23 protein-coding genes are annotated in these 26,721 nt (G+C 69.8%); 6 read left to right on the plus strand and 17 right to left on the minus strand.

Annotated features, from left to right (window positions below):
- Window positions 1–103: 103 nt before the first annotated feature.
- Window positions 104–1,009 (plus strand): SDR family oxidoreductase, encoded by a 906-nt coding sequence (locus EDF23_RS08885; RefSeq protein ID WP_131921448.1) that lies wholly within the window; start codon window positions 104–106, stop codon window positions 1,007–1,009.
- A gap of 272 nt (window positions 1,010–1,281) precedes the next feature.
- Here EDF23_RS08885 and EDF23_RS08890 read toward each other — a convergent pair whose 3' ends face one another.
- From EDF23_RS08890 to EDF23_RS08900, 3 genes are all read right to left on the minus strand, one after another.
- Window positions 1,282–2,580 (minus strand): NAD(P)/FAD-dependent oxidoreductase, encoded by a 1,299-nt coding sequence (locus EDF23_RS08890; RefSeq protein ID WP_131921449.1) that lies wholly within the window; start codon window positions 2,578–2,580, stop codon window positions 1,282–1,284.
- A 103-nt stretch (window positions 2,581–2,683) separates the two neighbouring features.
- Window positions 2,684–3,232, minus strand: coding sequence for a dihydrofolate reductase family protein (locus EDF23_RS08895; protein ID WP_131921450.1), 549 nt, complete (start codon window positions 3,230–3,232; stop codon window positions 2,684–2,686).
- Window positions 3,233–3,251: 19 nt separating this feature from the next.
- Window positions 3,252–3,746 (minus strand): hypothetical protein, encoded by a 495-nt coding sequence (locus tag EDF23_RS08900; protein ID WP_131921451.1) that lies wholly within the window; start codon window positions 3,744–3,746, stop codon window positions 3,252–3,254.
- 83 nt (window positions 3,747–3,829) lie between these two features.
- Between EDF23_RS08900 and EDF23_RS08905 the strand changes: the two genes are divergently transcribed.
- A complete protein-coding gene (locus EDF23_RS08905) occupies window positions 3,830–4,576 on the plus strand; it encodes an alpha/beta hydrolase (protein ID WP_347812707.1) in 747 nt (248 codons plus the stop codon).
- Between the two features lie 189 nt (window positions 4,577–4,765).
- Here EDF23_RS08905 and EDF23_RS08910 read toward each other — a convergent pair whose 3' ends face one another.
- Complete coding sequence (locus EDF23_RS08910) at window positions 4,766–5,152, minus strand: VOC family protein (RefSeq protein WP_243648869.1); 387 nt, start codon at window positions 5,150–5,152, stop codon at window positions 4,766–4,768.
- 68 nt (window positions 5,153–5,220) lie between these two features.
- The gene (locus tag EDF23_RS08915) at window positions 5,221–6,228 is read right to left on the minus strand and encodes a LacI family DNA-binding transcriptional regulator (RefSeq protein ID WP_123938407.1); all 1,008 of its coding nucleotides are present in this window, start codon (window positions 6,226–6,228) and stop codon (window positions 5,221–5,223) included.
- A 164-nt stretch (window positions 6,229–6,392) separates the two neighbouring features.
- Here EDF23_RS08915 and EDF23_RS08920 point away from each other — a divergent pair, with 164 nt between their 5' ends.
- Genes EDF23_RS08920 through EDF23_RS08930 form a run of 3 tightly spaced genes read left to right on the plus strand, consistent with a single transcriptional unit; the run spans window position 6,393 to window position 9,933 of the window.
- Complete coding sequence (locus EDF23_RS08920) at window positions 6,393–7,382, plus strand: ABC transporter permease subunit (RefSeq protein WP_235036018.1); 990 nt, start codon at window positions 6,393–6,395, stop codon at window positions 7,380–7,382.
- On the plus strand, window positions 7,379–8,305 hold the full coding sequence (locus EDF23_RS08925; protein WP_123291805.1) for a carbohydrate ABC transporter permease: 927 nt from the start codon (window positions 7,379–7,381) through the stop codon (window positions 8,303–8,305). The genes EDF23_RS08920 and EDF23_RS08925 overlap by 4 nt, the downstream gene beginning before the upstream one ends.
- 5 nt (window positions 8,306–8,310) lie before the next feature.
- Window positions 8,311–9,933, plus strand: coding sequence for an extracellular solute-binding protein (locus EDF23_RS08930; protein ID WP_131921452.1), 1,623 nt, complete (start codon window positions 8,311–8,313; stop codon window positions 9,931–9,933).
- 112 nt (window positions 9,934–10,045) lie between these two features.
- Here EDF23_RS08930 and EDF23_RS08935 read toward each other — a convergent pair whose 3' ends face one another.
- The 11 genes from EDF23_RS08935 to EDF23_RS08985 all read right to left on the minus strand — a co-directional run bounded on the left by EDF23_RS08935 (window position 10,046) and on the right by EDF23_RS08985 (window position 24,046).
- Window positions 10,046–10,426, minus strand: a complete 381-nt coding sequence (locus EDF23_RS08935; protein ID WP_131921453.1) for a VOC family protein — start codon at window positions 10,424–10,426, stop codon at window positions 10,046–10,048.
- Window positions 10,423–10,923, minus strand: coding sequence for a GNAT family N-acetyltransferase (locus tag EDF23_RS08940; protein WP_243648870.1), 501 nt, complete (start codon window positions 10,921–10,923; stop codon window positions 10,423–10,425). Before EDF23_RS08940 ends, EDF23_RS08935 begins: the two co-directional genes overlap by 4 nt.
- Window positions 10,920–11,573: a CatA-like O-acetyltransferase gene (locus tag EDF23_RS08945; RefSeq protein ID WP_131921454.1), complete on the minus strand. Its 654-nt coding sequence runs from the start codon at window positions 11,571–11,573 to the stop codon at window positions 10,920–10,922. The genes EDF23_RS08940 and EDF23_RS08945 overlap by 4 nt, the downstream gene beginning before the upstream one ends.
- A gap of 61 nt (window positions 11,574–11,634) precedes the next feature.
- A complete protein-coding gene (locus tag EDF23_RS08950; RefSeq protein WP_207895466.1) occupies window positions 11,635–12,012 on the minus strand; it encodes a VOC family protein in 378 nt (125 codons plus the stop codon).
- Window positions 12,013–12,075: 63 nt separating this feature from the next.
- On the minus strand, window positions 12,076–13,776 hold the full coding sequence (locus EDF23_RS08955; protein ID WP_165901070.1) for an AAA family ATPase: 1,701 nt from the start codon (window positions 13,774–13,776) through the stop codon (window positions 12,076–12,078).
- A 61-nt stretch (window positions 13,777–13,837) separates the two neighbouring features.
- Window positions 13,838–17,695, minus strand: coding sequence for an ATP-dependent RNA helicase HrpA (hrpA, locus tag EDF23_RS08960; protein ID WP_131921457.1), 3,858 nt, complete (start codon window positions 17,693–17,695; stop codon window positions 13,838–13,840).
- A gap of 18 nt (window positions 17,696–17,713) precedes the next feature.
- Entirely contained in the window at window positions 17,714–19,564 is a 1,851-nt protein-coding gene (locus EDF23_RS08965; RefSeq protein WP_131921458.1) for a DUF255 domain-containing protein, read from the minus strand.
- Between the two features lie 90 nt (window positions 19,565–19,654).
- On the minus strand, window positions 19,655–20,194 hold the full coding sequence (locus EDF23_RS08970) for an ATPase (RefSeq protein ID WP_123938400.1): 540 nt from the start codon (window positions 20,192–20,194) through the stop codon (window positions 19,655–19,657).
- A 2-nt stretch (window positions 20,195–20,196) separates the two neighbouring features.
- Complete coding sequence (locus tag EDF23_RS08975) at window positions 20,197–21,264, minus strand: NAD-dependent epimerase/dehydratase family protein (RefSeq protein WP_123938399.1); 1,068 nt, start codon at window positions 21,262–21,264, stop codon at window positions 20,197–20,199.
- A 31-nt stretch (window positions 21,265–21,295) separates the two neighbouring features.
- Window positions 21,296–22,168 (minus strand): rhodanese-like domain-containing protein, encoded by an 873-nt coding sequence (locus tag EDF23_RS08980; protein ID WP_165901071.1) that lies wholly within the window; start codon window positions 22,166–22,168, stop codon window positions 21,296–21,298.
- Between the two features lie 336 nt (window positions 22,169–22,504).
- Entirely contained in the window at window positions 22,505–24,046 is a 1,542-nt protein-coding gene (locus EDF23_RS08985; RefSeq protein WP_123291813.1) for an MFS transporter, read from the minus strand.
- A gap of 169 nt (window positions 24,047–24,215) precedes the next feature.
- Here EDF23_RS08985 and EDF23_RS08990 point away from each other — a divergent pair, with 169 nt between their 5' ends.
- A complete protein-coding gene (locus EDF23_RS08990; RefSeq protein WP_165901439.1) occupies window positions 24,216–24,878 on the plus strand; it encodes a TetR/AcrR family transcriptional regulator in 663 nt (220 codons plus the stop codon).
- 178 nt (window positions 24,879–25,056) lie between these two features.
- Here the strand turns inward: EDF23_RS08990 and EDF23_RS08995 are convergent, their stop codons facing one another.
- Window positions 25,057–26,688 (minus strand): phospholipid carrier-dependent glycosyltransferase, encoded by a 1,632-nt coding sequence (locus tag EDF23_RS08995; protein ID WP_123938396.1) that lies wholly within the window; start codon window positions 26,686–26,688, stop codon window positions 25,057–25,059.
- Window positions 26,689–26,721: the final 33 nt, after the last annotated feature.

Below are 26,721 nucleotides of genomic sequence, written 5' to 3' on the forward strand. Positions count from 1 at the left end.
AGTCTACTGATCAGAACGCCTTGATGACAGCGGCTGACATCGAGTGCTACGGTGATGTCAGTTCATGACATCACCGCCGTGGACACCTGCGAAAGGACCACTCATGCACGTGTTCGTCACCGGGGCCTCCGGCTGGATCGGCTCCCACACCGTCGACGACCTGCTCGCCGCCGGACACACCGTCACCGGGCTCGCCCGCTCCGACGCCTCGGCCGCAGCACTCGAGGCGAAGGGCGTCGTCGTCGTCCGGGGCGACCTCGACGACCTGGACGCCATCCGCCGGGGCGCTTCCGAGGCCGAGGGCGTGCTGCACCTCGCCAACAAGCACGACTGGGCGAACGCCGCCGCCACCAATGCCAGCGAGCGGGCCGCCGTCGAGACCATCGGTGCAGCGCTCGTCGGCACCGACCGCCCGTTCGTCCTCGCATCGGGCGTCGCCGGGCTCGCCCAGGGCCGCCCCTCGACCGAAGCGGACGCCAACCCGTTCGTCGGCCCGGACAGCATGCGCGGCGGCAGCGAGAACCGCGGCTTCGACTTCGTCGGCCAGGGGGTACGCACGATCGCTGCCCGGTTCAGCCCCACCACGCACGGCACCGGTGACCACGGCTTCATCGCCGCGATCGTCGGCGCCGCCCGGCAGCGCGGCGTCTCCGGCTACGTCGGCGACGGCACGAACAGCTGGTCCGCCGTGCACGTCACCGACGCCGCCCGGCTCGTCCGCCTCGGTCTGGAGCAGGCCCCCGCCGGCACGCGGCTGCACGCCGTCGCCGAGACCGCGATCCCGACCCGGGCGATCGCCGAGGCCATCGGCGAGGTCCTCGGGCTGCCGGTGACCTCGATCGACCCGGCGGACGCGGACGCGCACTTCGGGTTCATCGGCCGGTTCTTCGGCATGGAGATGTCCGCCACGTCCGACGCCACCCGCGAGCTCCTCGGGTGGGAGCCGACCGGCCCGGGGCTGCTCGAGGACATCGCCGCCGGCGCCTACTCCGGCGTGCGGGTCGCGTAGGCGACCGGTCCCCGCGAGACTCCGAACGACGAGTTCGATGTCGCACGACGTCGACATGGTCGTTCCGAGTCGGCGCCAGCCCCACGCGCCCCGGCAACGGACGGGAGGCCCGTGGCGGCCCCGCCCCGCGCCTCCCGGCCGTCGCCGGTCCGAACCACGGCGCATGGTGAGCAGAAATGGTCGGGTTCCGTCTCCGGACCCGACCATTTCTACTCACGAAGCGAACCGCGAAGCGACGCGCGACGCGCGACGCGCGAGCGCGTCGGCGCCGACTACTCGGACTTCTGCATCTGCCACGGCTCCGGCTCGCGGTCGCCGTTCGGGCGCACGGGCCGGACGTCGCCGACGATCGGGATGGCACGCTTCCGCATGAACCACAGGTAGCGGACGAAGAAGTGCGACAGCGTCGACAGCCGGTTGCCGTTGCCGAGCAGCGACGCGATGTGCACCGCCACCCACGCCAGCCACGCGACGGGCCCGACGAGCGTGATGCCACCCCGCAGCTGCGCGACCGCGGCGTTCGTGCCGATGGTCGCCATCGTGCCCTTGTCGAAGTACTTGAAGTGCTCGGTGGGCTTGCCCTCGAGCAGACGCTTGATCTGCCTCGCGACGTGCCGTCCACCCTGCAGCGCCGGCTGGGCCAGCTGGGCGAGGGCATCGGACTGCGCCGCGATGTCCCCGGCCGAGAAGATCCGCTCGGCGCCGTTGACGCGCAGGTCGTCGCCGACCTGGATGCGTCCGCCGCTGGTCTGCGGCAGGCCCCAGCCCGACACCTCCTTGTGGGCGGCGACGCCGGTGGCCCAGATGACCTGCGAAGCGGGGATGAACTCGCCGTCGGCCGTCATCACGCCGTCGGTCTTGACCTCGGAGACGCCGGTGTTCAGCCGGAGGACGACGCCGCGCTTCCGCAGGACCTTGGCCGCGTACCGGCGCAGGCGCGGGGCGAACGGCTTGAGCAGTTCGCCACTGCGGTGCACGAGGGTGATCGTGATGGCACCCTTGTCGAGCTCGGGGTACGCCCCCTCGAGTGCCTGGTCGCGGAGCTCCGCGAGCGCGCCGGCCATCTCGACGCCGGTCGCGCCGCCGCCGACGATGACGATCTTGATCTCGTCGGGGCCCTGGTTCGCGGCAGCCTCTTCCAGCCGGGTGAACAGCTCGTCGCGGATCCGCAGGGCCTGCGAGCGGGAGTACATCGAGTACGCGTACTCGTAGGCGCCCGGGGTGCCGAAGTAGCTCGTGTTCACGCCGTTCGCGAGCACCAGGTAGTCGTAGTGCAGGTGCTCGCCGTCGGACATCTCGGCGATGCGTTCGTCGGTCCGGATGCCGGTGAGCAGGCCGTGCCGGAACTCGGCGTTGTCCTGCTTGGCGCGCAGGCTGCGCAGGAAGTACGTCACGTCGCCGGCGTTCAACCCGCCCGTCGCCACCTGGTACATGAGGGGCTGGAACATGTTGTAGACGTGCCGGTCGACGAGCGTCACCCGGACGGGAGCGTCCGCCAGCTCGCGCATGGCAGCGACACCGGCGAATCCACCGCCGACGATGACGACGTGCGGGCGGGTGTCCTGGGGCATGCTGATCCGGCTTTCTTCGGTTCGTGAGGTGGTCACCCACGAGGGTACGCGCGCTGTGGACCGCTCCCGTCCACTGCCGACCGGGAGGCCCGGGTCGGCTCCGTCAGGCGTCGAGCCGTGCGTAGGTGCTCACGACGTTCCCCTTGCTCGTCACGGTGCTGTCGACCAGCCGCAGGCGCGTGGCCGGGTCGGTCGGCTCGAAGAGCTTCCGGCCGGAGCCGGCGATCGCCGGGTGCACCATCAGCTGGAGCTCGTCCAGGAGCCCAGCGAACAGCAGGTGCCGGACGACGCTCACGCTGCCGCACACCGCGATGCCGGCGCCGTCGCGTTCCTTGAGCTCGCGGACGAAGGTGTCGAGGTCGCCCGGGATCCTGGAGGTGTTCTGCCACGTCAGGTCGTCGCCGAGCGTCGTGGAGGCCACGTACTTCTCGATCGGGTTGATCCACTGCCCGAAGCCGTCGTCGGGGTGCGCCGGCCACCACTCGGACCACTCGAGGTAGCTGTTCCTGCCGAGCAGGACGGTGTCGGTGCGGGCCATGAACGCGCCCATCCCGGCTCCGAGCTCGTCGTCGAAGCTGTCGTACTGGAACTCGTACGGGTCCTGCACGACGCCGTCGACCGACGTGAACAGCCCTGCGGTGACCTTGCGCATGGCCGGAGCGTACTGCGGATCAGCTGCCGGTGCCGCTGTCGCTGCTGCTGCCGTCCGTGCCGCTGCCGGATCCGTACCCGGGGAGCTGCCCGGTGCCGTTGCCCGGGAACTGGTTCGTGCCGCCGTTCGTGCCGGGCACCTGCGTCGTCGACTGGGACTGGTCCCCACCGATCGCATGCCCGATGGCGAAGCCGATGCCACCGCCGACGAGCAGCGCCGCCAGCCCGACGATCGCAGCCAGGACGGGCCAGAACCACGGCGGCTTCGGTGCGCTCTTCCGGCTCGTCGGGGCCGAGGCGCCGTACCACGGGGTGGCGCCGTTCGGGTCGCCCGCGTTCCAGGATCCGGCGTCGGGGCGGTAGGGCTGCTGGGCGTACTGGTTCGGTGCGGGTGCGTCGAGGGTCGCCGTGGAGGTCGGGGTCGGGGCCGAACCCCAGCCGGCCGGTGCCGCTGCCGAGGGAGTGCGGGCGGCGTTGCCCGGCTCGTGGCCGTTCGTGGGAGTGGTGTCGCTCATGGAAGGCAGTGCACACCGCGCCCCTATGTGCAGCCGATGACGAGCCTGACGCAGTGCTGCGAACCGCCGCGTACCCTCGGGGCGTGCGCGATGAGCTGGAGACGGACCCGACCACGTTCCGCACGGAGCCGGCGCGCACGGGCCGACCCGTGCCTCCCGGCATCCCGCTGGTGCGACGCGCGAGGTGGGCCGCACTCGACTGGTGGTACGCGATCTCGTGGCAGGTGCGGAGCCTCGGGCCCACCACCGCTGACGACTACCGGACCGGTGACGGCCAGCCCGTCGTGGTGATCCCCGGCGTCTACGAGACCTGGCACTTCATGCGGCCGCTCATGGACGCCCTGCACGACCGCGGGCACCCGGTGCACATGCTGCCGGTGCTGCGGCACAACCTGCGGCCGGTGCCGGACTCGGCGCGCGACGTGTTCGCGTACCTCGAGGAGCACGACCTGCGGAACGTGCTCGTGCTCGCGCACAGCAAGGGCGGGCTCATCGGGAAGTACGCGATGACCCAGCTCGACGACCACGGCCGCATCGACCGCATGGTCGCCGTGTCGACGCCGTTCGCCGGGTCGGGCTACGCGCGACTGGCTCCGGTACGGCACCTGCGGGTGTTCCGGGCGGCCGACCCCGTGCTGGCCGGACTGGCGCGGGAGCTCGACGCGAACGCCCGCATCACATCGGTCTACGGGGTGTTCGACACGCTCATCCCCGAGGGCAGTGAACTGTCCGGGGCGACGAACGTGCGGCTGCCGGTGGGCGGGCACTTCCGGATCCTCGGTGACGCCCGCACGCGCGCCGCGGTCCTGGCGGCCGCCGACCCGGCCTGAGGCGCGCCCGTCCCGTCCCCGCGCCCGTCCCCGCGCCCGTCCCGTCCCGTGTCGTGTCGTCCCGTCTCGTCTCGTCTCGTCCCCGAGGTTCCGAAATCTCGGCATGTCGGCGCTCGGATCGCCGCAGTTCGGAACCTCGGCGGAGATCATCCGGCATGTTGTGAAACCTCGGGGCGCGGCCAGCCTGCCTCAGGCCCCGGGCAGGAACAGGCAGAACGGGTGCCCGTCGGGGTCGAGCAGCACCCGGACGTCGTCCTGCGGTTGGAACGCGGCCTCTGTGGCACCGAGCTCCTCGGCGCGGGCGACGGCTGCCGGCAGGTCCTCCACCTGGAAGTCGAGGTGCAGCTGCATGCCGGGGGCATCGGCGGTGCCGGGCCAGGTCGGCGCGACGTACTCGGGCTCGTACTGCACGGACAGACCCGGGCCCTCGGCGGGGCGGATGCGGGACCAGGTCGGGTCGTCCTCGTACACGGTCCACCCGGTCAGGGCGCCGTAGAACCGGGCGAGGGCGATCGGCTCCGGGGACTGCAGGACGGTCGCGGCGAGCGTCGGCATCGAGGCGTCTTCGCTGGTCATGCCGCGGAGCGTACGCCGATCAGCGATCAGCGATCAGCGATCAGCGATCAGCGGTCAGCGGTCAGCGGTCAGCGGTCGGCGACGCTCGCGCGCTCGACGATGCGGTGCGGCACCACCACGGTCTCGGGCGGCAGGCTCCGGTCCTCGATCCGTCGGGTCAGCAGGTCGAGTGCTGCCGTCGCGAACGCCCGCCGGTCGAACGACACCGTGCTGAGTGCGGGGATCGCGTACGCCGCACCGTCGATGTCGTCGAACCCGATGACGCTGACGTCCTCGGGGACGCGGACACCTCGGGCGGCCAGGACGTGCAGCACGCCGAAGGCGATCGAGTCCGTGAAGGCGAACACGGCGTCGGGCAGGGGGTGCTCGTCGAGCCAGGCTGCGAACGCCGTCGCTGCCGAACTCGTCGTCCAGGACGGCAGCGGCACCCGCAGTGCGGGGTCCGGTTCGATCCCGGCGGTGGCGAGTGCGGCGAGGTACCCACGTTCCCGCAGCTCACTGGTGGCGGTGGGCTCGGACGCCCGGGCGGCACCGGCGACCGCGATCCGGCGGTGGCCCCGGGACACCAGGTAGGCGGTGACCTGCTCGGCGGCGGCCCGGCTGTCGACGTGCACCTGGTCGACGTGCTCGGGTTCGACCTCGCCGATCACGACGGTCGGCGGCAGCCCCTCGGTCGAGGCCAGGACGCTCGCGCTGAGCGACACCGGGTTGAGCACGAGGCCGTCGACGAGGTGGGCGCGGGCTCGTGAGACGAGTTCGCGCTCGCGGGCCGGGTCGTTGCCGGTCTGGTCGAGCTGGACGACCCATCCGCGCTCGCGGGCGAGTTCGACGAACCACTGCGCGAGTTCGGCGGAGTAGGCGCTGCCCATCTCGGGAAGGGTCAGGGCGATCGCACCGGAGCGGCCGTTCCGCAGCCCGCGGGCGGACAGGTTCGGCACGTAGTCGAGTTCGGCGACGGCCCGTTCGACGCGCTCGCGGGTCTCCGGGCGCACCACCACGCCGCCGTTGATGACGTTGGAGACGGTCTTCGGCGACACCCCGGCGAGGGTGGCCACGTCCCGCACGGTTGCGCGCATCGGGACGAGCGTAGCGCGGCCGGTCTCCGGTGGAGTCGTCGTGCGGGGCTGCGGGTGTGCGCTCACTGGAGCGTTACAACGATGGAAACGTTTGGCAACGGATTGCCACGTTGTAACTCCGCACGTCAGGGTCGCTGCAGGAATCCAACGGAGGAGGCCACCGAGTGACGAAGCTCGACGTCCGCGCGACGACCACCGCGCACACCGCACCACCACCCGACCCCGGGCTCCGCCGACGGAGCACGTGGCAGCGGATCCGCCGCGACCGGGTGCTGCTGCTGATGGGCCTGCCGGGAGTCGCCCTGCTGCTCGGGTTCCACTACCTGCCGCTGCTCGGGAACCTCATCGCATTCCAGGAGTACCTGCCGTTCGTGCCGCTCGGCCGCAGCCCCTGGGTCGGGTTCGAGAACTTCTCGGTGGTGTTCGACGGCAACGGCGAGTTCCTCGGCGCGCTCCGGAACACCCTCGTGATCACCCTCGTGCAGGTCGTGTTCGTGTTCCCCGCGCCGATCATCCTGGCGCTCATGCTCAACTCGCTGCTGTCCGAGCGGATCAAGGGCGTCGTGCAGTCGATCCTGTACCTGCCGCACTTCCTGTCGTGGGTGATCGTCGTCGCGGTGTTCCAGCAGATCCTCGGCGGCTCCGGGCTCGTGAACAACGCGATCCGTGCCGCCGGCGGTGACGCGATCGACTTCCTCGGCAACCCCGACGGGTTCATCGCCCTGCTCACCAGCCAGGTGATCTGGAAGGACACCGGCTGGGCGACGATCCTGTTCCTCGCCGTCCTCAGCTCGATCGACGCCAGCCTGTACGAGGCGGCGAAGATGGACGGCGCCTCGCGCTGGCGCCAGCTGTGGCACGTCACCCTGCCCGGCATGCGCGGCATCATCATCCTGCTGCTCATCCTGCGGCTCGGCGACTCGCTCACCGTCGGCTTCGAGCAGATCATCCTGCAGCAGCAGGCCGTCGGTCGTGCCGCCAGCGAGGTCCTCGACACCTACGTCTACAACAACGGCGTGCTCGGTGGGCAGTGGGGTGTCGCCGCGGCCGTCGGACTCGTCAAGGGCGTCGTGGGCGTGCTGCTCGTGCTCGGCGCCAACAAGCTCGCGCACGTCTTCGGTGAAGCGGGCGTCTACCAGAAGGAGTCGCGATGACCGCCACGCACACCGTGACCGTCCCACGGGCGAAGAAGCGCAAGCGCGGTGGCCCGGACGCGGCTCCGCTGCCCGGACGGCTGCTCACCGGAGCGGTCCTGCTCGTGATCTGCCTCGTGGTGATCCTGCCGTTCGTCGGCATCGTGTCGACGAGCCTCGCACCCACCAGCCAGGTGAACGACGCCGGCGGGTTCGTGATGTGGCCGAAGGGCTTCGACCTCAGCGCCTACGAGAGCATCTTCGCCGGCGGTGTCGTCACCCGGGCCCTGGTCGTGAGCATCGGCATCACCACCGTCGGCACGCTCATCAGCCTGTTCGTGAGCGCGATGCTCGCCTACGCCCTCAGCCGTCCGGGCTCCTACGGGTCGGGCGCTGTGCTGGGCCTCGTGCTCGTCAGCCTGCTGTTCGCGCCCGGCCTCATCCCGAACTACCTCGTCGTCAAGCAGTTCGGGCTGCTCGACTCGTACTGGGCGCTCATCCTGCCCACCGCCCTGAGCGCCTTCAACGTCATCGTGATGCGGTCGTTCTTCATGGCGATCCCGCAGGAGCTCCTCGAGTCGGCACGCATCGACGGTGCCGGGGACTTCGCGGTGTTCTGGCGGATCGTGCTGCCGCTGTCGAAGGCCGTCCTCGCCGTCATCGGCCTGTTCTACGCCGTCGGGTACTGGAACGCGTTCTTCAACGCGCTGCTCTACATCAACGACACCGCGAAGTGGCCCCTGCAGCTGGTGCTCCGCACCTACGTGATCAACAACGCGCAGCTCGGTGGCGCCGACCTCGGGGCGTCCGCCGATGCCCTCCCACCCCAGGCCTCGATCCAGATGGCGATCCTCGTCGTCTCGATCGTGCCGATCCTCATCGTCTACCCGTTCCTGCAGCGGCACTTCGCCAAGGGTGTCCTGACCGGTGCGGTGAAGGGCTGACCAGCGTGACGAACAACGGAATCACCCGCCGCGCGCTCATCGCGGGCGGTCTCGGGGTCGCAGCCACGGGCCTCCTGGCCAGCTGCTCCACCGTGACCCGCTCGACCGACGTCAAGGCGATCAACCAGGCGGTCACGCTGCCGGACTACGTGCCGTGGGCCGGCGGGCCGGAGCCGGCGTTCCCGAAGACGAGCGCCCTCATGCCGAGCGCCTTCCGGAAGATCCCGGCGTCGCTCGTGCCCACCGACGGCAAGCCCGGCGACGGCTCGACCGTGCACGGCAGCGTGCCGACGAACTCGCCCGTGCCGCCCTCGAAGGGCAGCAACCCGTACTGGCAGGGGCTCGACCAGCGGATGGGGATCGACCTCGACCTCACCATCACGCCGAACGCCGACTTCGGCAACAAGTTCGCCACGCAGGTCGCGGGCGACACCCTCGGCGACGTGTTCACGGTGTTCGGGTCGTTCCCCTACCTGCCGCAGTTCCTCGAAGCGAAGGCCGCAGACCTCAGTCCGCACCTGTCCGGCAGCGGCGTCCGCGACTACCCCTACCTCGCCAACCTGCCGACTGCGTCGTGGCGCGGCACCGTCTTCTCCGGCGGCATCTACGGCGTCCCCGTCCCGCGCGGACCGTTGACGTCGCAGGCCCTGTACCGCCGGCAGGACCGGTTCGAAGCCCTCGGCGTCGACCCCGCGTTCTCGAGCGTCGACGAGTTCGTGCAGGTCTGCCGCGACGTCTCGGACCCGCACAGCAACCGCTGGGCGCTCGCCTCGGTGCCGACGAACATCCTCGGTCCGATGCTCGGGCTGCCGAACCAGTGGCAGGTCGAGGGCGGCCGGTTCACCCACATGTACGAGCAGGACGAGTACCAGGACCTGCTCGAGGTGTCGCGGAAGCTCATCGCCGAAGACCTCGTCCACCCGGACAGCATCACCGCCTACAACGGCAAGGTCTGGTTCGTGCAGGGCTCCGCCCTCATGCTCTCCGACACGTACAGCGCCATCCCCGGACTGCTGCAGCAGGCCACCCCGGGCAGCGGGTTCGAGCTGACCATCGCCCCCTTCGTCGGACCGTCCGGAGCGGAGTCGAAGCCGTGGCTCGGCGACCCGAACAACGCGATCGCGGCCGTCGCCGCCGGCGGTGAGGAGCGCGTGAAGATGCTCCTCGAGGTCCTGAACTGGTGCGCGTCGCCCTTCGGCACCGAGGCCTGGATGTACCGCAAGTTCGGCATCGAGGGCCGCGACTTCGAGTACCGCGACGGATCCCCGGTCCTCACGAAGACGGGCAACAGCGAGACCGCGCTCGGCGAGTTCCCCCTGCAGTACTTCACCGAGTGCCCGCTGCCGTTGTACTACTCGGGCAACCCGACGATGACGGACACCGTCTACGAGTCGCTGTCGTCGTGGGTCGACCGCGGGCTGCCGAACCCCGCCTACGGCCTGTACTCGCCGACGAACTCGACGACCGGACCGGCCCTCGGCACCTTCGCGACGAACGCGATCAACGACGTGCTGCTCGGGCGGGCGAAGGTGTCGTCGTGGAAGGGGACCGTGCGGGAGTGGCGTCGCCGGGGCGGCGACGCGATCCGCCGCGAGAACCAGCAGGCGTTGGCGGCGCGGTCGTCCTGACGCGATCGTCGTCGTCTGCCACGCGAGACGCCGTCGTCGTGCCGAGACGCCTCCACATCACCGAGGCGCCGCGCCGTTTCGCGGCGTCTCGCGCACACGACGGCATCGTCCGTCAGCGCGGCGCGGCCACCCCGACCAGGTTGCCCGCAGGATCGCGGAAGTGCGCGACGGTGACCCCGCCGCCCTCGTTCCGGGTCGGTGGCAGTGCCACCGACCCGCCCAGGCGCTCCGCGTCCTGCAGCGCGGCGGCGACGTCGTCGACCCCGACGTAGAAGACCGCGTGGGCGGCGAAGCCCGGACCGCCGCCGATGCCGCCCGCGACCGGACCCGCGCCGTCGACGGGTTCGAGGAACGAGTACGACGTCTGATCGGAGACGGCCGCAGCGACCGGCGCTCCGGGTGGCGCATCCCAACCGAACAGTGCGGCGTAGAAGGCGCGCAACCGATCCGGGTCGGGGCCGATGAGTTCGACGTGCACCACGGCGTTCGTCATGGGGCCGTTGTACTCCCGGCGCGGACCATGTGGACCTCGCGGACGCCGTCGTCGACCTGCTCGTTGCCGTCCGGCACGAAGCCGTGCTTGCGGTAGAACGCCTGCGCACGCGGATTCGGGTCGGTAACCCACAGCGTGACCCGCTCGTCCGGGCCGACCACTGCGTCGAGGAGCCCGCTGCCGGCGCCGGATCCGTGGTGACCGTCGAGCAGGTAGAGGACGAAGAGGTGCACGTCTGCGGCACCCGCCCCGCCGGTCGCCGGACCCGCCATGGCGATGCCGACGACCGTTCCCTCGTGTTCGGCCACGGCGACCCGGTTCGCTGCGAACCGGGCGTCGGTGAGCGCCGCCGTCCAGAACGCTTCGCGACGGACGACGAAGGACGGGTCGTCGAGGACCTCGTCCCGCATCAGGCCGCGGTACGTCGTCCGCCACGATGCGACGTGGACGCGGGCCATCGCGGCCGCATCGGTCGGCAGCGCGGGTCGGACCGTCACGCCAGCCAAGACGGGTCCGCGAGCAGGTCCTCGAGCTCCTGGACCAACCGCGAGGTGTGGAAACCGTCGGCCGCCGCGTGGTTGATCTGCAGCGCCAGCGGCATCACCGTGCGGTCACCCTCCGTCCGGTACCTGCCGAGCGTGATGATCGGCAACAGGTGGTCGTACCCGTCGCGGACGTGCAGCGCGAACCCCGTGAACGACGTGCGGGGGAAGGTCGAGACGTCGAACACGTTCCGGGGCCGGTCGTCCTGCGGGAACATCCGGACGTCGTCCCGGTACCGATCCATCGTCTCGACCGCGGCGGCGTGGAACCGGCCGGGGTCCTCGTCGTAGGGCACCACCAGCGCCGAGAAGGTCTCCGTGTCCGGGTGGAACACCGTGAACATCGGGTGCACGACGTCCCAGACGCCGGGGGAGCCGTCGTCGAGCAGCTGCATCCGGAACTCGGGATGACGGTTGACCACCGTCGCGATCGCCCAGATCTGGGACGCATAGGTCTTCGCCGCGCTCGTGCGGACCGCTGCGACGAAGGCCGTGACGTCGACGTCGACGGTCACCTCGTAGGAGCACTGCACACGCCGCCGGTAGTGCTCGAAGTGCTCGCGGCGGGGCCAGGTGCCCACGTCGATCGGTCGGAGTTCCGTCATAGGGCCAGCATGGACGTGGTGCGGGCGCTACGACGGTCGGCATGCCGCCGCTCGAACGGGTTCAGTCGTTCGGGCGGATGAGGCAGAACGGGTGACCAGCCGGGTCGAGGTACACGCGGAACGTCTCGGTCGCCGATCCCGTCGCGGTCGCACCGATGGCCAGGACCGCGGCCTCGCCGTCGTTGAGGTCCTCGACCTTCACGTCGAGGTGGCTCTGCTGCGGGACGAGCTGCCCGGGCCACTCCGGGGCGCGGTAGTCCTCGACCTGCTGGAACGCCAGGAGCGGCCGCTGGTCGGTGAAGGGGAGCGCGACCTCGGCCCAGTCCTCGTCGAAGCCGACGATCTCGCCACCGAGCAGCTCCGCGTAGAAGCGGGCCAAGCCGCGAGGGTCTGCGCAGTCCAGGACGACCATGTCGAGTGTGCCGATCATGGCCGTCATCGTATCCTCCGGACGGCTTTCAGGCCGAGGATGCAACCAAGTCCGAGAGCGTTGCTGCAACTATCACGCTACGTGCCGATTGGCGCGTTCAATCAGCTGAATGACTCGCTGAACCTCTTTCTCAAGCTGACGGGAAAGCGGCATCTCCCAGGACTTTACTACTTCTCGTGATATTGCGACTTTGCTCGGTGTTGTCCCCACGCGTGTGGCAGATAGCGGATTCTCCCAGCGCCCGGCTGCCGCGTGTGTTGCAATTCCCTTGCGGGGATGAGCTTTGCGGATAGCCATGGAGAGGAGGTCGTGGGGAACATAGTTCTCGATAGTGTATCCCCACGTAACCCATGCCAAACTATGGTCAGCGTCCCCTTCGAACTCAGCTATCACACGAAGTTTGCTTGCGTTTAGCTTTGCTCGGGAGCTCTGCTTATCTGAGTCGATAAGGATTGCAACGTAACGATTCATTCTGCGCAGTGAAATAAACTCTTCTAGTTCGGGTTCGTCGAGCGGCGATAAGGCGCTAAGTAGACCTCCACCGTAGAACATGATCGAGTAGTGAATACCTTCCTGATACCTTGCAGGCGCGAGGGACTCGAGCCAGTGGTTGAGGTAAACTCGATCGGATGGTCCTTCTACCCAGATGATTGCGTTCGTCTGGACTAGGTCCGACGGACGATAGCCGAGATCTTCGCAAACCTCTGCTTGTTCGGCCGCGCTTCCAACAATCGTAAGTGCGGACCTTCCGTCCTCATGGCGCACGTGGTTTATTGTACCGATGCCCAAGTCGAGCATGTGTGCAGAGTGAGTTGCGATCAGATAAGTATTCGAGGTCTGCTCTGCTAGGTACTTGAGGAGCTTCCGCTGCAACAACGGATGGAGGTGTAGCTCAGGCTCCTCCAGGCAGAACAGAGAGTTCTCTCGGAGTGTGGCGGCGGCCGCAATAATCACTACCTCGTGAATACCGGTACCCATGTGCTCGATCGGCAGCGTCAGGCCTCCGCTCGAGATGTGAATTGTTTCGGCGGTGTGCGGGATGCTGATGGTGAGAGATTCGTCCTCCATCACAGTCTGTACGAATTGCTGGATTGCAATGAAGCGCAGCTTATCGCTCAACTGATCCGAAGTGGGATTTTCAAGTTCTAGCAGTCGACGAATAATGCCGGCCCCATTGAGTGCATGGCCGCTGCTCGCTTCGGAAGTTATTGCCCTGTCGCCTTCGATGAAATAAGCGTTCGGCCGAGGCTTAAGGTCCCCAATGAGAAATGCAACTGATCGCCTTATGTCATCGCCAGGTCGCCCGCCACTGGTTGAGGTGATGGCACGACTGAGACTCTCCGAGTAGTCAGTAGCGCCGATATGGTCGCCGAGCTCGTTAACCAACGGGTTGTCGAGCGCGGCGGACGAAGCGTCGATGGGAAGCCATATCGTCTCTGACGGATGCTCGGGTAGAGCAAAGGCTGCTCGCACATCCTCCGCAAGGCGCAACAATTGAGGCCGGTTGGATTCTATGATGGATTCGCTGCGAAAGTCGTTGAGTTCGACGAGCAGAAGAAATTCGCTTGATCTGTCGGGCGTTCTCGCGTGGCGGTCCCATGTGGATCGAGATCTAGACGGTCCTAGAATCTCCATCGCCGCTCGGAGAACGTTAGATTTTCCGCTGTTATTCTGGCCGGCGATCAAACTTACTTTACTGCAGACGAGCGCGGTGAATTCCGGACCTCCGTAGCTACGATAGTTGCGAAAAGCGAGTCCTCGGAGGGCTGTCACGTGACTATCTTGGCACGGGTCACCCGTGCCGTCGCGATCAGTTGACCGGAACATCAAGCGATCAGCGCGCCGCGGTCAGGGCCTTCGTAATCCGCTGCAACGACACCGTCTCAGCGGTGCCGAGTTCTTGCGCGAACAGGCTGAGGCGGAACTCCTCGAGCATCCACCGCGCGTGCACGAGCTCGGGGTGCGAACCGACTGCCGGAGGGAAGGCCCCGCCGGCGTCGACGTAGCGGTCGGTCGCGACGGTGACCTCGCGCATCCACGTGGCATCGCGCCCGGGGTTCTGCAGCAGCTTCTGCACGCGCGCCTCGATGCCCTGCAGGTAGACCCGGATGCGCCGGAGCCGGTCGGTCCCGGCGACGGAGACGAACCCCGGGGAGACGAGACGCTCCATCTGCTGGCGCATGTCCGTCAGCGCACCGAGCAGGGACATCGAGTTCGCCTGCTTGAGTGCTCGTTCGGCGGACCGTTGGGCGAGGAGCACGGCAGCGAGCTCGGACACCGCCGTGAACATCGTGTCGACCACGGTCGCCGACACGGCGTCACGAACCGCTTCGAACGCGGCCTTCGTGAACACGAGCCCGTCCGGGTGAGCGCGACGGATCACCGCGTCGACGACGGCCGCGAGCACGTCGTCGAAGAGTGCGTTCGTGGAGACGTACGGGCTCGCCGCGAGTGCGAGCTTCTCCTGCGCGGTCAGGTGCGACTGGATGTACGACACCGGCGACGGCACCGCGAGCATCACCAGGCGACGGACCCCGGCGGGCATGCGCACCTGCCGGTCGGACGGCGTCGCGAGCAACTGCACGCCGACGGTCGCCTTCGGGCCGGAGCCCTCCTCCACCAGGGACGGGTAGGCACGGATGACACCACCGGCCTGCTTGGTGTCGAGGGTCTGTGGCAGGTCCTGGGCCGGCCACGTGGTGAGGCCGGACTGTTCCACCCCGGCACCGCCACCGGCGGCGGCGACGCGAGCCGCGCCTCCTGGCTGTCCCGCAGCCCGCACCGTGGCGGAGGCGACACTCTGCTGCGTGCGGTCCTTGAGCTTCGTCTGCAGGACCGACAGGTCCTTGCCGGCCTCGACCCGCCGACCACGTTCGTCGACGACCGCCCAGGTCGGCAGCAGGTGCGACGGCACGCGGGCCAGGTCGAAGTCGGACTCCGACACCGGGACGTAGGTCATACGCTGGATCGCCTTGGCCAGGGTCGCGCGGAACGACTCGGTCGGCTCGGTCGGGGCGTCGTCCGGCAGCTCGGCGACGATCTTCTCGGCCCAGTCGGCGGCGGGTACGACGTTCTTGCGGATCTGCTTCGGCAGCGACTTGATGAGAGCGGTCACGAGCTCCTTGCGGAGGCCGCGGACCTGCCAGTCGAAGCCCTCTTCGCGCATGCGGGGGAGCAGCGCGAGCGGCACCTGCACGCTGACGCCGTCGTCCTGCGCGCCCGGCTCGAAGCGGTACTGGATCGCGAGTCGCTGGTCGCCGCTCCGCCACTGGGTCGGGTACTCGACGTCGTCCTCCGCTGCCTCGGCAGCGGATTCGTCCAGGAGGTCCGCCCTGCGCATCGTGAGCAGGTCCGGCTGGTCGCGGCGCGTCGTCCGCCACCACCCCTCGAAGTCGCGGGTCGTCGCGATGTCGGCGGGGATGCGGGCGTCGTAGAACTCGTAGACGTTCTCGTCGTCGAGCAGGATGTCGCGCCGGCGCGTGCGCTCCTCGAGCTGCTCGAGTTCCTTGCGGAGCTTCCGGTTGGCACGGTCGAACGCCTGCTGCGACTCCCACTCGCCCTCGACCAGGGCGTGGCGGATGAAGAGCTCGCGCGAGTGCTCCGGGTCGATCCGGGCGTACTGCACGCGGCGCCGCTGCACGATCGGGACGCCGAACAGGGTCACCCGCTCGTAGGCGACGACCGCGCCCTGCTTCTTCTCCCAGTGCGGCTCGCCGTAGGTGCGCTTCAGCAGGTCACCGGCGAGGGGCTCGACCCAGGCGGGGTCGATCCGGCCGACGGTCCGTGCGAACAGCCGACTGGTCTCGACGAGTTCGGCCGCCATCACCGCGTCGGGCTGCTTCTTCGCGAGCACACTGCCCGGGAACACCACGAACCGGGTGTTCCGCGAGCCGAGGTAGTCGCGCTTCTCGCGGTCGCGCAGCCCGATCTGGCTGAGCAGACCGGCGAGCAGGGACCGGTGCACCGCGTCGCCGTCGTCGGAGCGGGACTGCCCGACCCGGACGTCGACCTGCTTCGCGGCGCGGGAGAGCTGGCGGTAGAGGTCCTGCCACTCGCGGATGCGCAGGTAGTTGAGGAACTCGGCCTTGCAGAGCCGGCGGAACGCGCTCGACGACAGCTCGTCCTGCTTGTCCTCGATGTAGTTCCACAGCGCGAGCAGGGTGAGGAAGTCGCTCGTCGGGTCGGCGAAGCGGGCGTGCATCTGGTCGGCGTGGGCGCGCTTCTCGAGCGGGCGTTCGCGGGGGTCCTGGATGCTCAGGGCACTGACGACGGCGACGACCTCGCGACCGACGCCCTGGCGCCCGGCCTCGAGCACCATCCGGCCGAGCCGCGGGTCGATCGGCAGCCGGGTGAGCTGTCGTCCGGACTTGGTGATCCGGCCGTCCTTGTCGACGGCACGGAGTTCGCGCAGCAGGTCCAGGCCGTCCTTCACGCCGCGGGAGTCCGGTGGCTGCAGGAACGGGAACGACTCGATGTCGCCGAACCCGAGCGAGATCATCTGCAGGATCACCGCGGCGAGGTTCGTCCGCAGGATCTCGGGGTCGGTGAACTCGTCGCGACGCTCGAAGTCGTCTTCGGAGTAGAGCCGGATCGCGATGCCGGCGCTCGTGCGGCCCGCTCGACCCGAACGCTGGTTGGCGCTGGCCTGCGAGATCGCCTCGATCGGCAGCCGCTGCACCTTGGCGCGCGGGGAGTACCGCGAGATGCGCGCGGTGCCGGTGTCGATGACGTACTTGATGCCGGGCACCGTCAGCGAGGTCTCGGCGACGTTGGTGGCGAGCACCACGCGTCGGCGGATCCCCGGCGTGGTGCGTCGGTCGAAGACGCGGTGCTGGTCGGCGGCGGAGAGCCGGCCGTACAGGGGCAGGACCTCGGTGCCCTGGTAGCGCTTGCCCTCGATCGCGTCCTGCGCGTCGCGGATCTCGTTCTCGCCGGACAGGAACACGAGCACGTCGCCGGGTTCTTCCCGCGCGAGTTCGTCCAACGCGTCGGTGATCCCCTGCAGGGTGTCGCGGTCGTCGGCGCCGTTCGCCCCGCCGCGGTCGGCCGTGCGCGAATCGGTCTCGTCGTCCTCGTCGGTGTCGTCGGCGTCCTCGGACACGAGCGGGCGGTACCGGATCTCGACGGGGTAGGTCCGCCCGGAGACCTCGATGATCGGGGCGTCGCCGAAGTGCTTCGAGAAGGACTCGGGGTCGATCGTCGCGCTCGTGATGATCAGCTTGAGGTCGGGTCGCCGGACCAGGAGCCGCTTGAGGTAGCCGAGCAGGAAGTCGATCGTGAGCGACCGCTCGTGCGCCTCGTCGATGATGATCGTGTCGTACCGCTTCAGGTCGCGGTCGAAGTGGATCTCGTTCAGCAGGATGCCGTCGGTCATCAGCTTGATGCGGGTGTTCGACGACACCTTGTCGGTGAACCGGACCTGGTAGCCGACGAGGTCGCCGAGCTCGCTGCCGAGCTCTTCTGACACGCGCTCGGCGATGGTGCGAGCGGCGATCCGGCGGGGCTGGGTGTGCCCGATGTGCTCACGCCCCAGCTCGAGGCAGATCTTCGGCAGCTGGGTGGTCTTGCCCGAGCCGGTGGCACCCGCGACGATGACGACCTGGTTGTCACGGATGGCGGCCGCGATGTCGTCCCGCCGCTGCGAGACCGGCAGTTCGGGCGGGTACGTGATGACTGGCGGCGTGGGAGACATGAGCATTCCAGGATACCGTCACGCCGCCGGTGCTGCGAGCCCCGCGGCCAGGTCTCCTGCGGACCGAGCGGGCAGGGCGCACACGCGGTCGCGGCAGACGTACGCAGCCGGGTCGAGGGCGTCCCGTGCCTCGAACAGTTCGAACCCCGCAGCCGCCCACTCCGCAGCCTGCGTCGGGGTCACACGAGCGATGACCGTGCCGGGTCGGCGCGCGGCGCGGACGGCATCGCGGAGTGGGTCGTGCTGGTCGGACGTCACGACCACGACCACGACCTCGCGCGAGGGTCGTTGCAGCCCGAGTGCGACACCGAGGGCGTCGGCGTGCCCGAGCGGTCGCTCGGTACCCGTCGTCGCGCGTTCGGCCACGAACCGCGTTGCCGCTGTCCGGTACGCGGAGTCCCCGGTCAACGCCGCGAGGCCGGCTGCCGCTGCGGCCAGCGCCACCGTGCCGGAGCGCATCGCGGTCTGCGGCTGTTCCCCGGTCGCCGTGCCCGCTCCGGCGAGCACGGCGTCGACGTCGAACCGGTTCGCCAGGCCGTCGTCGACCAGGGAACGAGCCGTCACGGCGTAGGTGACCTCGCCGGTCACCAGGGCGAGCTCGAGCAGACCCTCGGCCAGCAGCCCGACGTCCTCGATGGTCGCCGGCGCTGCTGACGCGCCGCGAGGCGTGCTCGAGCGGACCACGACGTGCCCGTCACGCACGTGCGACCGCAGCAGCGCATCGGCCGCATCCCGGGCGATGCCGATCATCTCGGGGTCGTCGTGGCGGTCACCGGCGATCGCGAGTCCGCGGATCGCCAGGCCGTTCCAGCCGGTCAGGACCTGGTCGTCGAGTGGTGGCGGCTCGAGGAGCGCGCGCTCCGACAGCGGCCGCCGGTACCACTCGCCCTCCACCCGCTGGCCGTCGATCGTGGACTCGCTGTCCTGCGCGGCGACGAACGCCCCGTCGTCCTGCCGCAGGGTGTCGCGCAGGAAGTCCGCGATGCCGCGCGCCTGTTCGGCACCGGCGACCGCGAGGAGTCCGGCGTTGTCGTAGAGCATCCGCTCGTAGTGCGGCACGCTCCAGTCGCGCTTGGTGGCGTACCGGAAGACACCGCCGTCGGCATCGGTCAGCTCGGAGGCCCGGATCGCGTGGAGCGACCGGTCCAGCAGGCCGTCGGCCTCGGCGTCGCCGTCGCGTGCCGCGTCGGCGAGGAACTCCAGCAGCGGCGTGCTCGGGAACTTCGGAGCACCGCCGAAACCACCGTAGGTGGTGTCCTCTGCCTGCGACAACTGATCGGTGACGGCCCGGATGCTGTCGGCGGACGGGAGGCCCGTGGCTGCTCCGCCAGCACCCTCGCCAGCGCGGGCGGTCGCGTCCGCCTCGGCCCCCTGCCGGATCGCCGTCGCGATGGCCGCGGCGTTCGCGTCGACCTCGTGCCGCCGCTCGGTCCACGCATCGAGCACCGCCGCCAGGATCTGCCGGAACGCGGGCACCTGACCGACGGGGGTCGGCGGGAAGTAGGTGCCGGCGAAGAACACGTGGCCCTCGGGCGTCAGGAACGTCGTCAGGGGCCACCCGAGCTGCTGCGTGAACGCGCTCGCAGCGGCCATCAGGCTTGCGTCGACGTCGGGACGTTCTTCGCGGTCGACCTTGACGGCGACGAAGTCCTGACGGAGGAGTGCGCCGATCTCCGGATCGGCGAAGCTCTCACGCGCCATGACGTGGCACCAGTGGCACGTGGCGTAGCCGACCGACACCAGGACCGGGACGCCGCGCTCACGTGCCTCGGCGAAGGCTTCGGGGCCCCACTCGCGCCAGTCCACGGGGTTGTCGGCGTGCAGCCGGAGGTACGGGCTGACCGAGGTGCCGAGTCGGTTGTCGTTCATGGCTCCAGCGTGCCCCGTGGCGACTGAGCGGGCCAGCGACGGACGCGATCTGTGGACGGATCGCGGAGTCCACAGGCCGCAGCGGGACGGTCAGCGGGGGAGCCACCCCGTCAACGCGGCGAGACGCTGTGCGACCTGGTTGGGGGTGAGACCGTCCGTGTCCACCCGGGTGACCGTGTCCCCGGAAGCCGAGTCGAGCCTCCCGGCCGTCCGCGTGCTGTGCGCGAGCTGCGCCTGCGGGACCTCGCCACCCGACCGTCGGGCCAGCCGCTCGGCGGTGGGACCGTCCGCCGCGCGCAGCAGGACCGTCGTGACCACGGGGTCGTCGCCCATGGCGGCCGCCAGACGCTCGTGTTCCAGCACGGAAACGGTGTTCGTGTAGACCAGCCGGTGGTGGCCGAGCTCGCGGTAGGACGTCCACAGGGCTGCGAGGTTCCGCTCCGCGAGCCGCGCTTCGGGGTGCTCGACGTGCGGTGCCGGGTGCGCCAGGTCGAGCAGGTCGCCCTCGATCACCGCGTGGCGCACGTCCGCGGCGACGAGCAGGTCGTGCAGCGCCTCGGCAGCGGTGGACTTGCCGACACCGGACCGCCCGCCGATGAACAGGACCTCGGAGCGGGGCGTGCTCGGCACCGTCACCCGAGGCCCAGCGACAGGAGCGCGAGGGCAGCGTCCTCGGGGCCGTAGTCGAACATGCGCTCCCAGAACGGGTCGTCGGCCCACGGCACGTCGCCGTCCGCCGGTGTGGACTGCGCCGTCTCCACCAACCAGTCGAGTTCGGGCAGGACCGCGGTCGCGAAGGTCGGCGGCTGCCACCCGAGCGTCCGTGCCGCCGTCGTGTCGAGGACGAACGGTGACGGCGACGACCACGGGGTCGTGCCGACGAAGGCAGGGGCGTCCGCGTCGAGCAGGACCTCGTCGAACCGGTGGTCGAGGTGCCCAGCGATCGTCCGCACGATCTCGAGCGCCGTCGGAGCGGAGTCGTCGGCGACGTTGAGGATGCGCCGGTCCGGAGCGTCCGCGACCAGTCGGACGAGCGAGCCGATGCCGCTCGCCGCCGTCGTGTGGTCCACACCGCGGCCGTGGTCGGCGAGCAGGATGCGTTCCCGGCCGTCGAGGACCCGGCGGACCACGAACCACTCTCGCGGACGGCCGATGCCGATGCCGTACACCTTCGACGGGCGCAGCACCGTGACCGGGGCGCCGTGGTCGAGCAGCACTTGCTCGGACGCCACCTTCGCCGCGCCGTAGCCGTCACGGCTGGTCGGGTCGCCGTCGCCCGCCGTGACGGTCGGCTGGATCTCGGTGACCGCGGCGCCGAAGACCGGCTTGTCCGTCGAGTTCGCGTGCCGGCCCTGGTCGTCGACGTAGACCGCACGCGAGGAGACGAACACGGTGGACCCGACGTCGTCGAGGAACGGCAGGAGCTGCGTCGCGTCGTCGCGGGTCAGCCCCACGGTGTCGACGAGCAGGTCCGCGCCGGGGCGGAGGACGTCGCGCAGGGTGCTCGTGTCGCGGCGGTCACCCGCGGTGAAGGTCGCGCCGCGGGCGGTGAGGGAATCGGCTGCCGGGCCACCGCGGCGCGCGATGACGTCGACCTGCCAGTCGTCGCCGCCCCGCCCGGAGGCGTCGAGGAGTTCACGCGCGACGGCCGAACCGATCCCGCCGGTACCGCCGAGGATGACCGCGCGTCTGGAGCTCATGCGCCAACGCTAGCCGGGGCGCGCGTCGTCGTCAGGACGCCAGGGCCTCGGGCTCGTGCCGCCACCAGTCCAGCAGCGAGCCGTCGTACACGGTGACCTTGTCGTGGCCGAGCACGGTCAGCGCCAGGGCATCGACGCACGCGGCGCTACCGACCCCGCAGTACGTCACGATCTCGTCCTCGCCGACGACCGCGGCGAACGCCTCGGCGAGCTTCGGCCCGCGCAGGTACGCGTTGGTGTCCGGGTCGACCAGGGTGTCCACGGTGATCGGGGTGCTCCCCGGGATGATCGGCGGGTGGTCGTCGCCGAGGGCCGCTGCGGGCGCAGCGAACACCAGTGCCGCAGGCTGTTCGCCCGTCACTGCTCGGCGGACACGGGCGTGGTCGGCCCAGAGCGGGCGTTCTTCACCGGCGAGGAAGGCGCTGTCGTCGTCGGGCGCCTTCGCCGGCGATGGTGCCTGGCGCAGTGCACCGACGCGGACCGGCCGGCCCTCGTCGCGCCACTTCGTGAACCCGCCGTCGAGGACCGCGACGGAGTCGAAGCCGAACGACCGGAAGATCCACCACAGCCGCGCCGACCACTCGCCGACGCTGTCGTCGTAGACCACGACCGTCGAGGTGTTCGTGACGCCGAGGTCGCCGGCAGCTGCCTCGAACCGTTCGGCACTCGGGCGGGTGAAGGGCACCTCGGCGCCCGGCGTGGAGAACGCGTCGACGAGGTCGGCGAAGCGGGCGCCGGGGACGTGCCCGCGCTGCTCGTAGGAGTCGACCGCGGAGTGCCACATCGTCTCGAGGCCGGTCCCCAGCGTGTGCACGGAGGCGTCGAGGACGACGAGCTCGTCACCACCGAGGTGGTCGGCGAGCCACTGCGTCGACACGAGCGGCGAGGTCAGGACGGGGGCCATGCCGCACACGATAATGCGGACCACTGACGGGTGACAGGGAAACCGACACACTGCGCAACCGGGGCGCGTGTGGTGGCTGGTGCGTGCGCATGTTCCGACGATCCACGAGTTGTTCGACCGGTGGTTCGTCGCAACATGCACACGCAATGACTGCGGGTGCATGTTCCGACGATCCGCGCGTTGAACGACTCGTGGAACGTCGCAAAACCCGCGCGACCCGGCACCCGCCCCGCACGCACCCGCACCCCCGCCCTGCTCCGGCACCCCGCCCCACACGCACGCACGAACGGCCCGCCCCGGCAGAACCAGGACGGGCCGTTCGGACGAGCTGACGCGTCAGTGTGCGGCGGCGGGGATGCTCCCGGTCGTCGTGGACGCGGCGTGGGCGAGCCGGTCGAGCCGCACCGACTGCCGGTTGATGAGCAGGCCACCCGCCAGGGCGACGAGCACGAGCACACCGGCCGAGATGCCGAACGCCACGTGGTAGCCGTCGAGCGTGGCCTGCGCCTGCTGCAGCTTCGTGGGCGCCGCCGACAGCCCGGTCAGGCTGTTCTTCACGACGTCGGCGAAGATCGTCGACAGCAGCGCCGTGCCGATCGAGCCACCGATCTGCTGCATGGTGTTCACCGTCGCCGAGGCCACACCGGCGTCGGCTCGGGCCACCCCGGTGGTCGCGGTGTTCATCGCGGACGAGAAGATCGTGCCCATGCCGAGCCCGATGACGATCAGCGCCGGCAGGACGGTGCCCGCGTAGGAGCTGTCCAGGTCGGTGCGCAGCAGCAGGAGCAGGCCGATCGCGGCGACGAGGCCACCGGCGAAGATCAGGATCTTCGGGCCGATGCGCGGCAGCAGTCGCCCACCGATCTGCGTCGCCGAGATCATGATCGACAGCGGCATCGGCAGGAAGGCCAGACCGGTCTGCAGCGAGCTGAACCCGAGGGTCTGCTCGAGGTAGTAGGTCAGGAACAGGAAGATGCCGAACATGCCGATCGCCACCAGGCCGATCGCGATGAACGACCCACCGCGGTCACGGTCGAGCACGACCCGCAGCGGCAGCAGCGGGTGCGCCACACGGGTCTCGATGAACACGAACGCGGCGATCAGGACGACGCCACCGGCGAGCATCGCGATGGTGACGGGGGAGTCCCAGCCGTTGGTCTCGGCGTTCGAGAACCCGTAGACGACGCCGACCAGACCGGCGGTGATGGTGATGACGCCGGCGACGTCGATGCGCGGGCGATCGACCTTCGGCGGCTTCTCCATGAACACGAGCGCGCCGATCACGCCGAGCACGGCGAAGACGACGTTGACGTAGAGGCACCAGCGCCACGACGCGTACTCGGTGAGCACGCCGCCCAGGAGCAGGCCGATGGCCGCACCGGAACCGGCGATCGAGCCGAAGATGCCGAACGCACGACCGCGCTCCTTCGGGTCGCGGAACGTGGTGGTCAGCATGCCGAGCGCGGACGGTGCGAGCAGGGCGCCGAAGACACCCTGGAGGGCGCGGGCCGCGACGAGCAGGCCGAACGAGTCGGCGAGGCCGCCGAGCACGGACGCGACCGCGAAGCCGACCAGGCCGATGATGAACGTGTTCTTGCGGCCGAACAGGTCGCCGAGGCGCCCGCCGAGCAGCAGGAGCGAGCCGAACGCCAGCGAGTACGCGGTGACGATCCACTGGCGCTGGTCGGTGCCGAACCCCAGGTCGGCCTGGGCCGAGGGGAGCGCGATGTTCACGATCGTGGCGTCGAGCACGACCATCAGCTGGGCGAGGGCGATGACCGCCAGGGCGATCCAGCGGTGGTTGCTCTTGGCGGGGGTGGTGCCAGAAGTCGTGGGTGCTGCCCCGGTGGGGGTCGGCACGGTGTGTTCTGCCGTCACGGCAGCCTCCTTCGAGAAGGTTGGAGGGGGAGCACGAAGCGCGCACCGTCGGGCGTTTCGAAGAGGGGAGGTGTCAAACGGATGCACGGCATCCGTTTGTCGACAGTGTAGACCGAAACGGAGGGTCCGCATCCACTTATTCCCAGAAAGTTCAACTAGGTTCGGCATCGTGAGCACCACCGAGTCCGCGCCCGACCTCGAGCGCCCGCTGCGCGCCGATGCGGCACGCAACCGCGAGCTGATCCTGCAGACCGCTCGCAAGTGCTTCGCGGAGCGCGGGCTGTCGGTCACCCTGAACGACATCGCGCACGAAGCGGGGGTCGGTGTCGGCACCGTGTACCGGCGCTTCGCCGACAAGGACTCCCTGATCGAGGCGCTGCTCGCCACCAAGTTCGAGGCGATGAACGACGCAGCGGCCCGCGCCGCCGACGTCGTCGACCCGCGCGAGGCCCTGCGGGTCTACCTGACCGGGGTGTTCGAGTTCCGCGCCCGCGACCGTGCGCTCGCCGACGCCATCGTGCGTGCGGGCAAGGCGCGTCCGTCGATCGTGCAGGAGCGTGACCGGTTGGAACGCCAGGTCTCCGCGATCATCGGGCGGGCCGAGACCGCCGGGGTGGTCCGCCCCGGCTTCGACTACCGCGACCTCCCGATGCTCACCGCCATGGTGGGTGCCGTCGCGGACGCCACCCGCGAGCACGACCCGAACGCCTGGCGCCGGTACGCCGAACTCCTCATCGAGGGCGTCCTGCCGCAGACCCGGACCGCGCCGAGCATGGTCGGCGACCCGCTCGACCGCGAGTCGATCGAGCGCGCGCTGCACGCGCAGTCCTGACGCGTCCCCGCGGACCGCGCGCGGATCCGGTGCCAACCGACCCCGGACGGGAGGCCCGTGGCGGGCCCGACCCGTGCCTCCCGTCCGGCGGTCTGGTCGCGACCAGTGCGCCGGGCCGGTCGCGACCAGCGCGCCGGGCCGGTGGCGACCAGCGCGCCGGGCCGACACCCGACGCGCGCTACAGCCAGCTCGGCAGCCAGTAGTGCGACCGGATGAAGTCCCACGGCACCTGGATCGCGGTCCACATCGGGTACCAGTACGCCGACGCGAGCACCACCACGACCAGGTACACGCCGACCCACACGATCGCCCGGGTCCGTCGGGGCCGTGGATCGGTCCGTGACCCGAGCACCAACCCGATCGCCGCCGCCAGTGCCATCACCATGAAGGGCTCGAAGGCGATCGTGTAGAACTGGAAGACCGTCCGGTTGACGTACATCAGCCACGGCAGGTAGCCCGCGGCGACGCCGAGCAGGACGAAGCCGTACTGCCACTGTCGGCGCAGGATCCAGAGCACGAGCAGCGCCACGGTCGCGATGACCGCCGCGTACCAGATGAACGGGTTCGCGACGCCGGTGATCGCCTCGCCGCAGCGGCTCGCCGAGCAGCCGTCCTGGCCGGCATCGGTCCCGACGTAGAACATCGACGTGGGCCGCTGCATCACGAGCCAGAGCAGCGGGTTCGCCTGGTACGAGTGCGGCGTGTGCAGCCCGATGTTGAAGTTGTAGATCTCCGACTGGTAGTGCCACCAGTTCTGCAGACTGTCCGGCACCCACCGGAGCAATCCGGTCCAGCGTTCGCCGCCGGAGGCCAGCCAGTTCCGGTCCCAGCCGTCCTTCGACACGAACCAGCCGGTCCACGACGCGACGTAGGTGACGGCGGCGATCGGCACGGTGAGCAGGAACGACACGGGGGCCTGCTGCAGCAGCGCGCTGGACGACCAGAACTCGACCCCCGCACGGCGGCGCATCATCATGTCGCTCAGCACGGAGTACACGGCGAAGAACGCCAGGAAGTACATCCCCGACCACTTCGTCGCGGTGGCCAACCCCATCGTCAGCCCCATCGCGAACAGCCACGGACGCCACCAGAGCACGGGCCCCCACAGGGTGTCCCGGCCGGCGGCGACGCGCTCGGCGACCCAGTCGTCGAGCCGCCGCTGACTCCGGCGCCGGTCGAGCAGGAGCGCCCCGAACCCGAGCACGACGAAGAACGTCAGGATCCCGTCGAGCAGCGTGACGCGGGACATCACGATGGCCTGGCCGTCGATCGCGAGCAGGCCGCCGGCGAGCGTGCCGACCAGGGTGGAGCGGAACAGCGACCGGGCGATCACCGCGGTGAGGAACACCGTCGCGATGCCGAGCACGGCGACGGCGAACCGCCAGCCGAACGAGTTGTCCGCCCCGAACAGGAGCATGCCGAGCCCGATCAGGTACTTGCCGAGCGGCGGGTGCGCGATGAACTCCGCGGCGCTGGTGAAGATGTCCGTCTCACCACTCGAGAACCGGTCGTCGGTCGTCGGGGCGGAGTCGCTGCTCGGGTTCGCCGGCCAGGTGCCCTCGTAGCCGAGGTGGACGATCGACCAGCCGTCCTTGACGTAGTAGGTCTCGTCGAAGACCAGGGAGTGCGGGTTCCCCAGGTTCGCCAGGCGCAGCACGGCGGCGAGCAGCGTCACCGCGATCGGTCCGGCCCAGCGCCACACCGCGACGCGCTGGGCGGTGGAGAGCACCCGCCCCCACCAGTCGTCGAGGCGCGAGCCGACCGGCCCGTCGGACACGGCCGTGCGGTCGTCGGTCAGCTCGCTGGTCATCGTTGAGCATCCTACGGATCGACCGCATGTCCG

The sequence above is a fragment of the Curtobacterium sp. PhB128 genome (assembly GCF_004340725.1).
Classification (GTDB): Bacteria; Actinomycetota; Actinomycetes; order Actinomycetales; family Microbacteriaceae; genus Curtobacterium.

Excerpts from the sequence above, each read along its gene's own strand:
- EDF23_RS08885 (WP_131921448.1), top strand. The coding sequence starts at position 104 with ATGCACGTGTTCGTCACCGGGGCCTCCGGCTGGATCGGCTCCCACACC.
- EDF23_RS08890 (WP_131921449.1), bottom strand. The coding sequence starts at position 2,580 with ATGCCCCAGGACACCCGCCCGCACGTCGTCATCGTCGGCGGTGGATTC.
- EDF23_RS08895 (WP_131921450.1), bottom strand. The coding sequence starts at position 3,232 with ATGCGCAAGGTCACCGCAGGGCTGTTCACGTCGGTCGACGGCGTCGTG.
- EDF23_RS08900 (WP_131921451.1), bottom strand. The coding sequence starts at position 3,746 with ATGAGCGACACCACTCCCACGAACGGCCACGAGCCGGGCAACGCCGCC.
- EDF23_RS08910 (WP_243648869.1), bottom strand. The coding sequence starts at position 5,152 with ATGACCAGCGAAGACGCCTCGATGCCGACGCTCGCCGCGACCGTCCTG.
- EDF23_RS08915 (WP_123938407.1), bottom strand. The coding sequence starts at position 6,228 with ATGCGCGCAACCGTGCGGGACGTGGCCACCCTCGCCGGGGTGTCGCCG.
- EDF23_RS08925 (WP_123291805.1), top strand. The coding sequence starts at position 7,379 with ATGACCGCCACGCACACCGTGACCGTCCCACGGGCGAAGAAGCGCAAG.
- EDF23_RS08935 (WP_131921453.1), bottom strand. The coding sequence starts at position 10,426 with ATGACGAACGCCGTGGTGCACGTCGAACTCATCGGCCCCGACCCGGAT.
- EDF23_RS08945 (WP_131921454.1), bottom strand. The coding sequence starts at position 11,573 with ATGACGGAACTCCGACCGATCGACGTGGGCACCTGGCCCCGCCGCGAG.
- EDF23_RS08950 (WP_207895466.1), bottom strand. The coding sequence starts at position 12,012 with ATGACGGCCATGATCGGCACACTCGACATGGTCGTCCTGGACTGCGCA.
- hrpA (WP_131921457.1), bottom strand. The coding sequence starts at position 17,695 with ATGTCTCCCACGCCGCCAGTCATCACGTACCCGCCCGAACTGCCGGTC.
- EDF23_RS08965 (WP_131921458.1), bottom strand. The coding sequence starts at position 19,564 with ATGAACGACAACCGACTCGGCACCTCGGTCAGCCCGTACCTCCGGCTG.
- EDF23_RS08975 (WP_123938399.1), bottom strand. The coding sequence starts at position 21,264 with ATGAGCTCCAGACGCGCGGTCATCCTCGGCGGTACCGGCGGGATCGGT.
- EDF23_RS08980 (WP_165901071.1), bottom strand. The coding sequence starts at position 22,168 with ATGGCCCCCGTCCTGACCTCGCCGCTCGTGTCGACGCAGTGGCTCGCC.
- EDF23_RS08995 (WP_123938396.1), bottom strand. The coding sequence starts at position 26,688 with ATGACCAGCGAGCTGACCGACGACCGCACGGCCGTGTCCGACGGGCCG.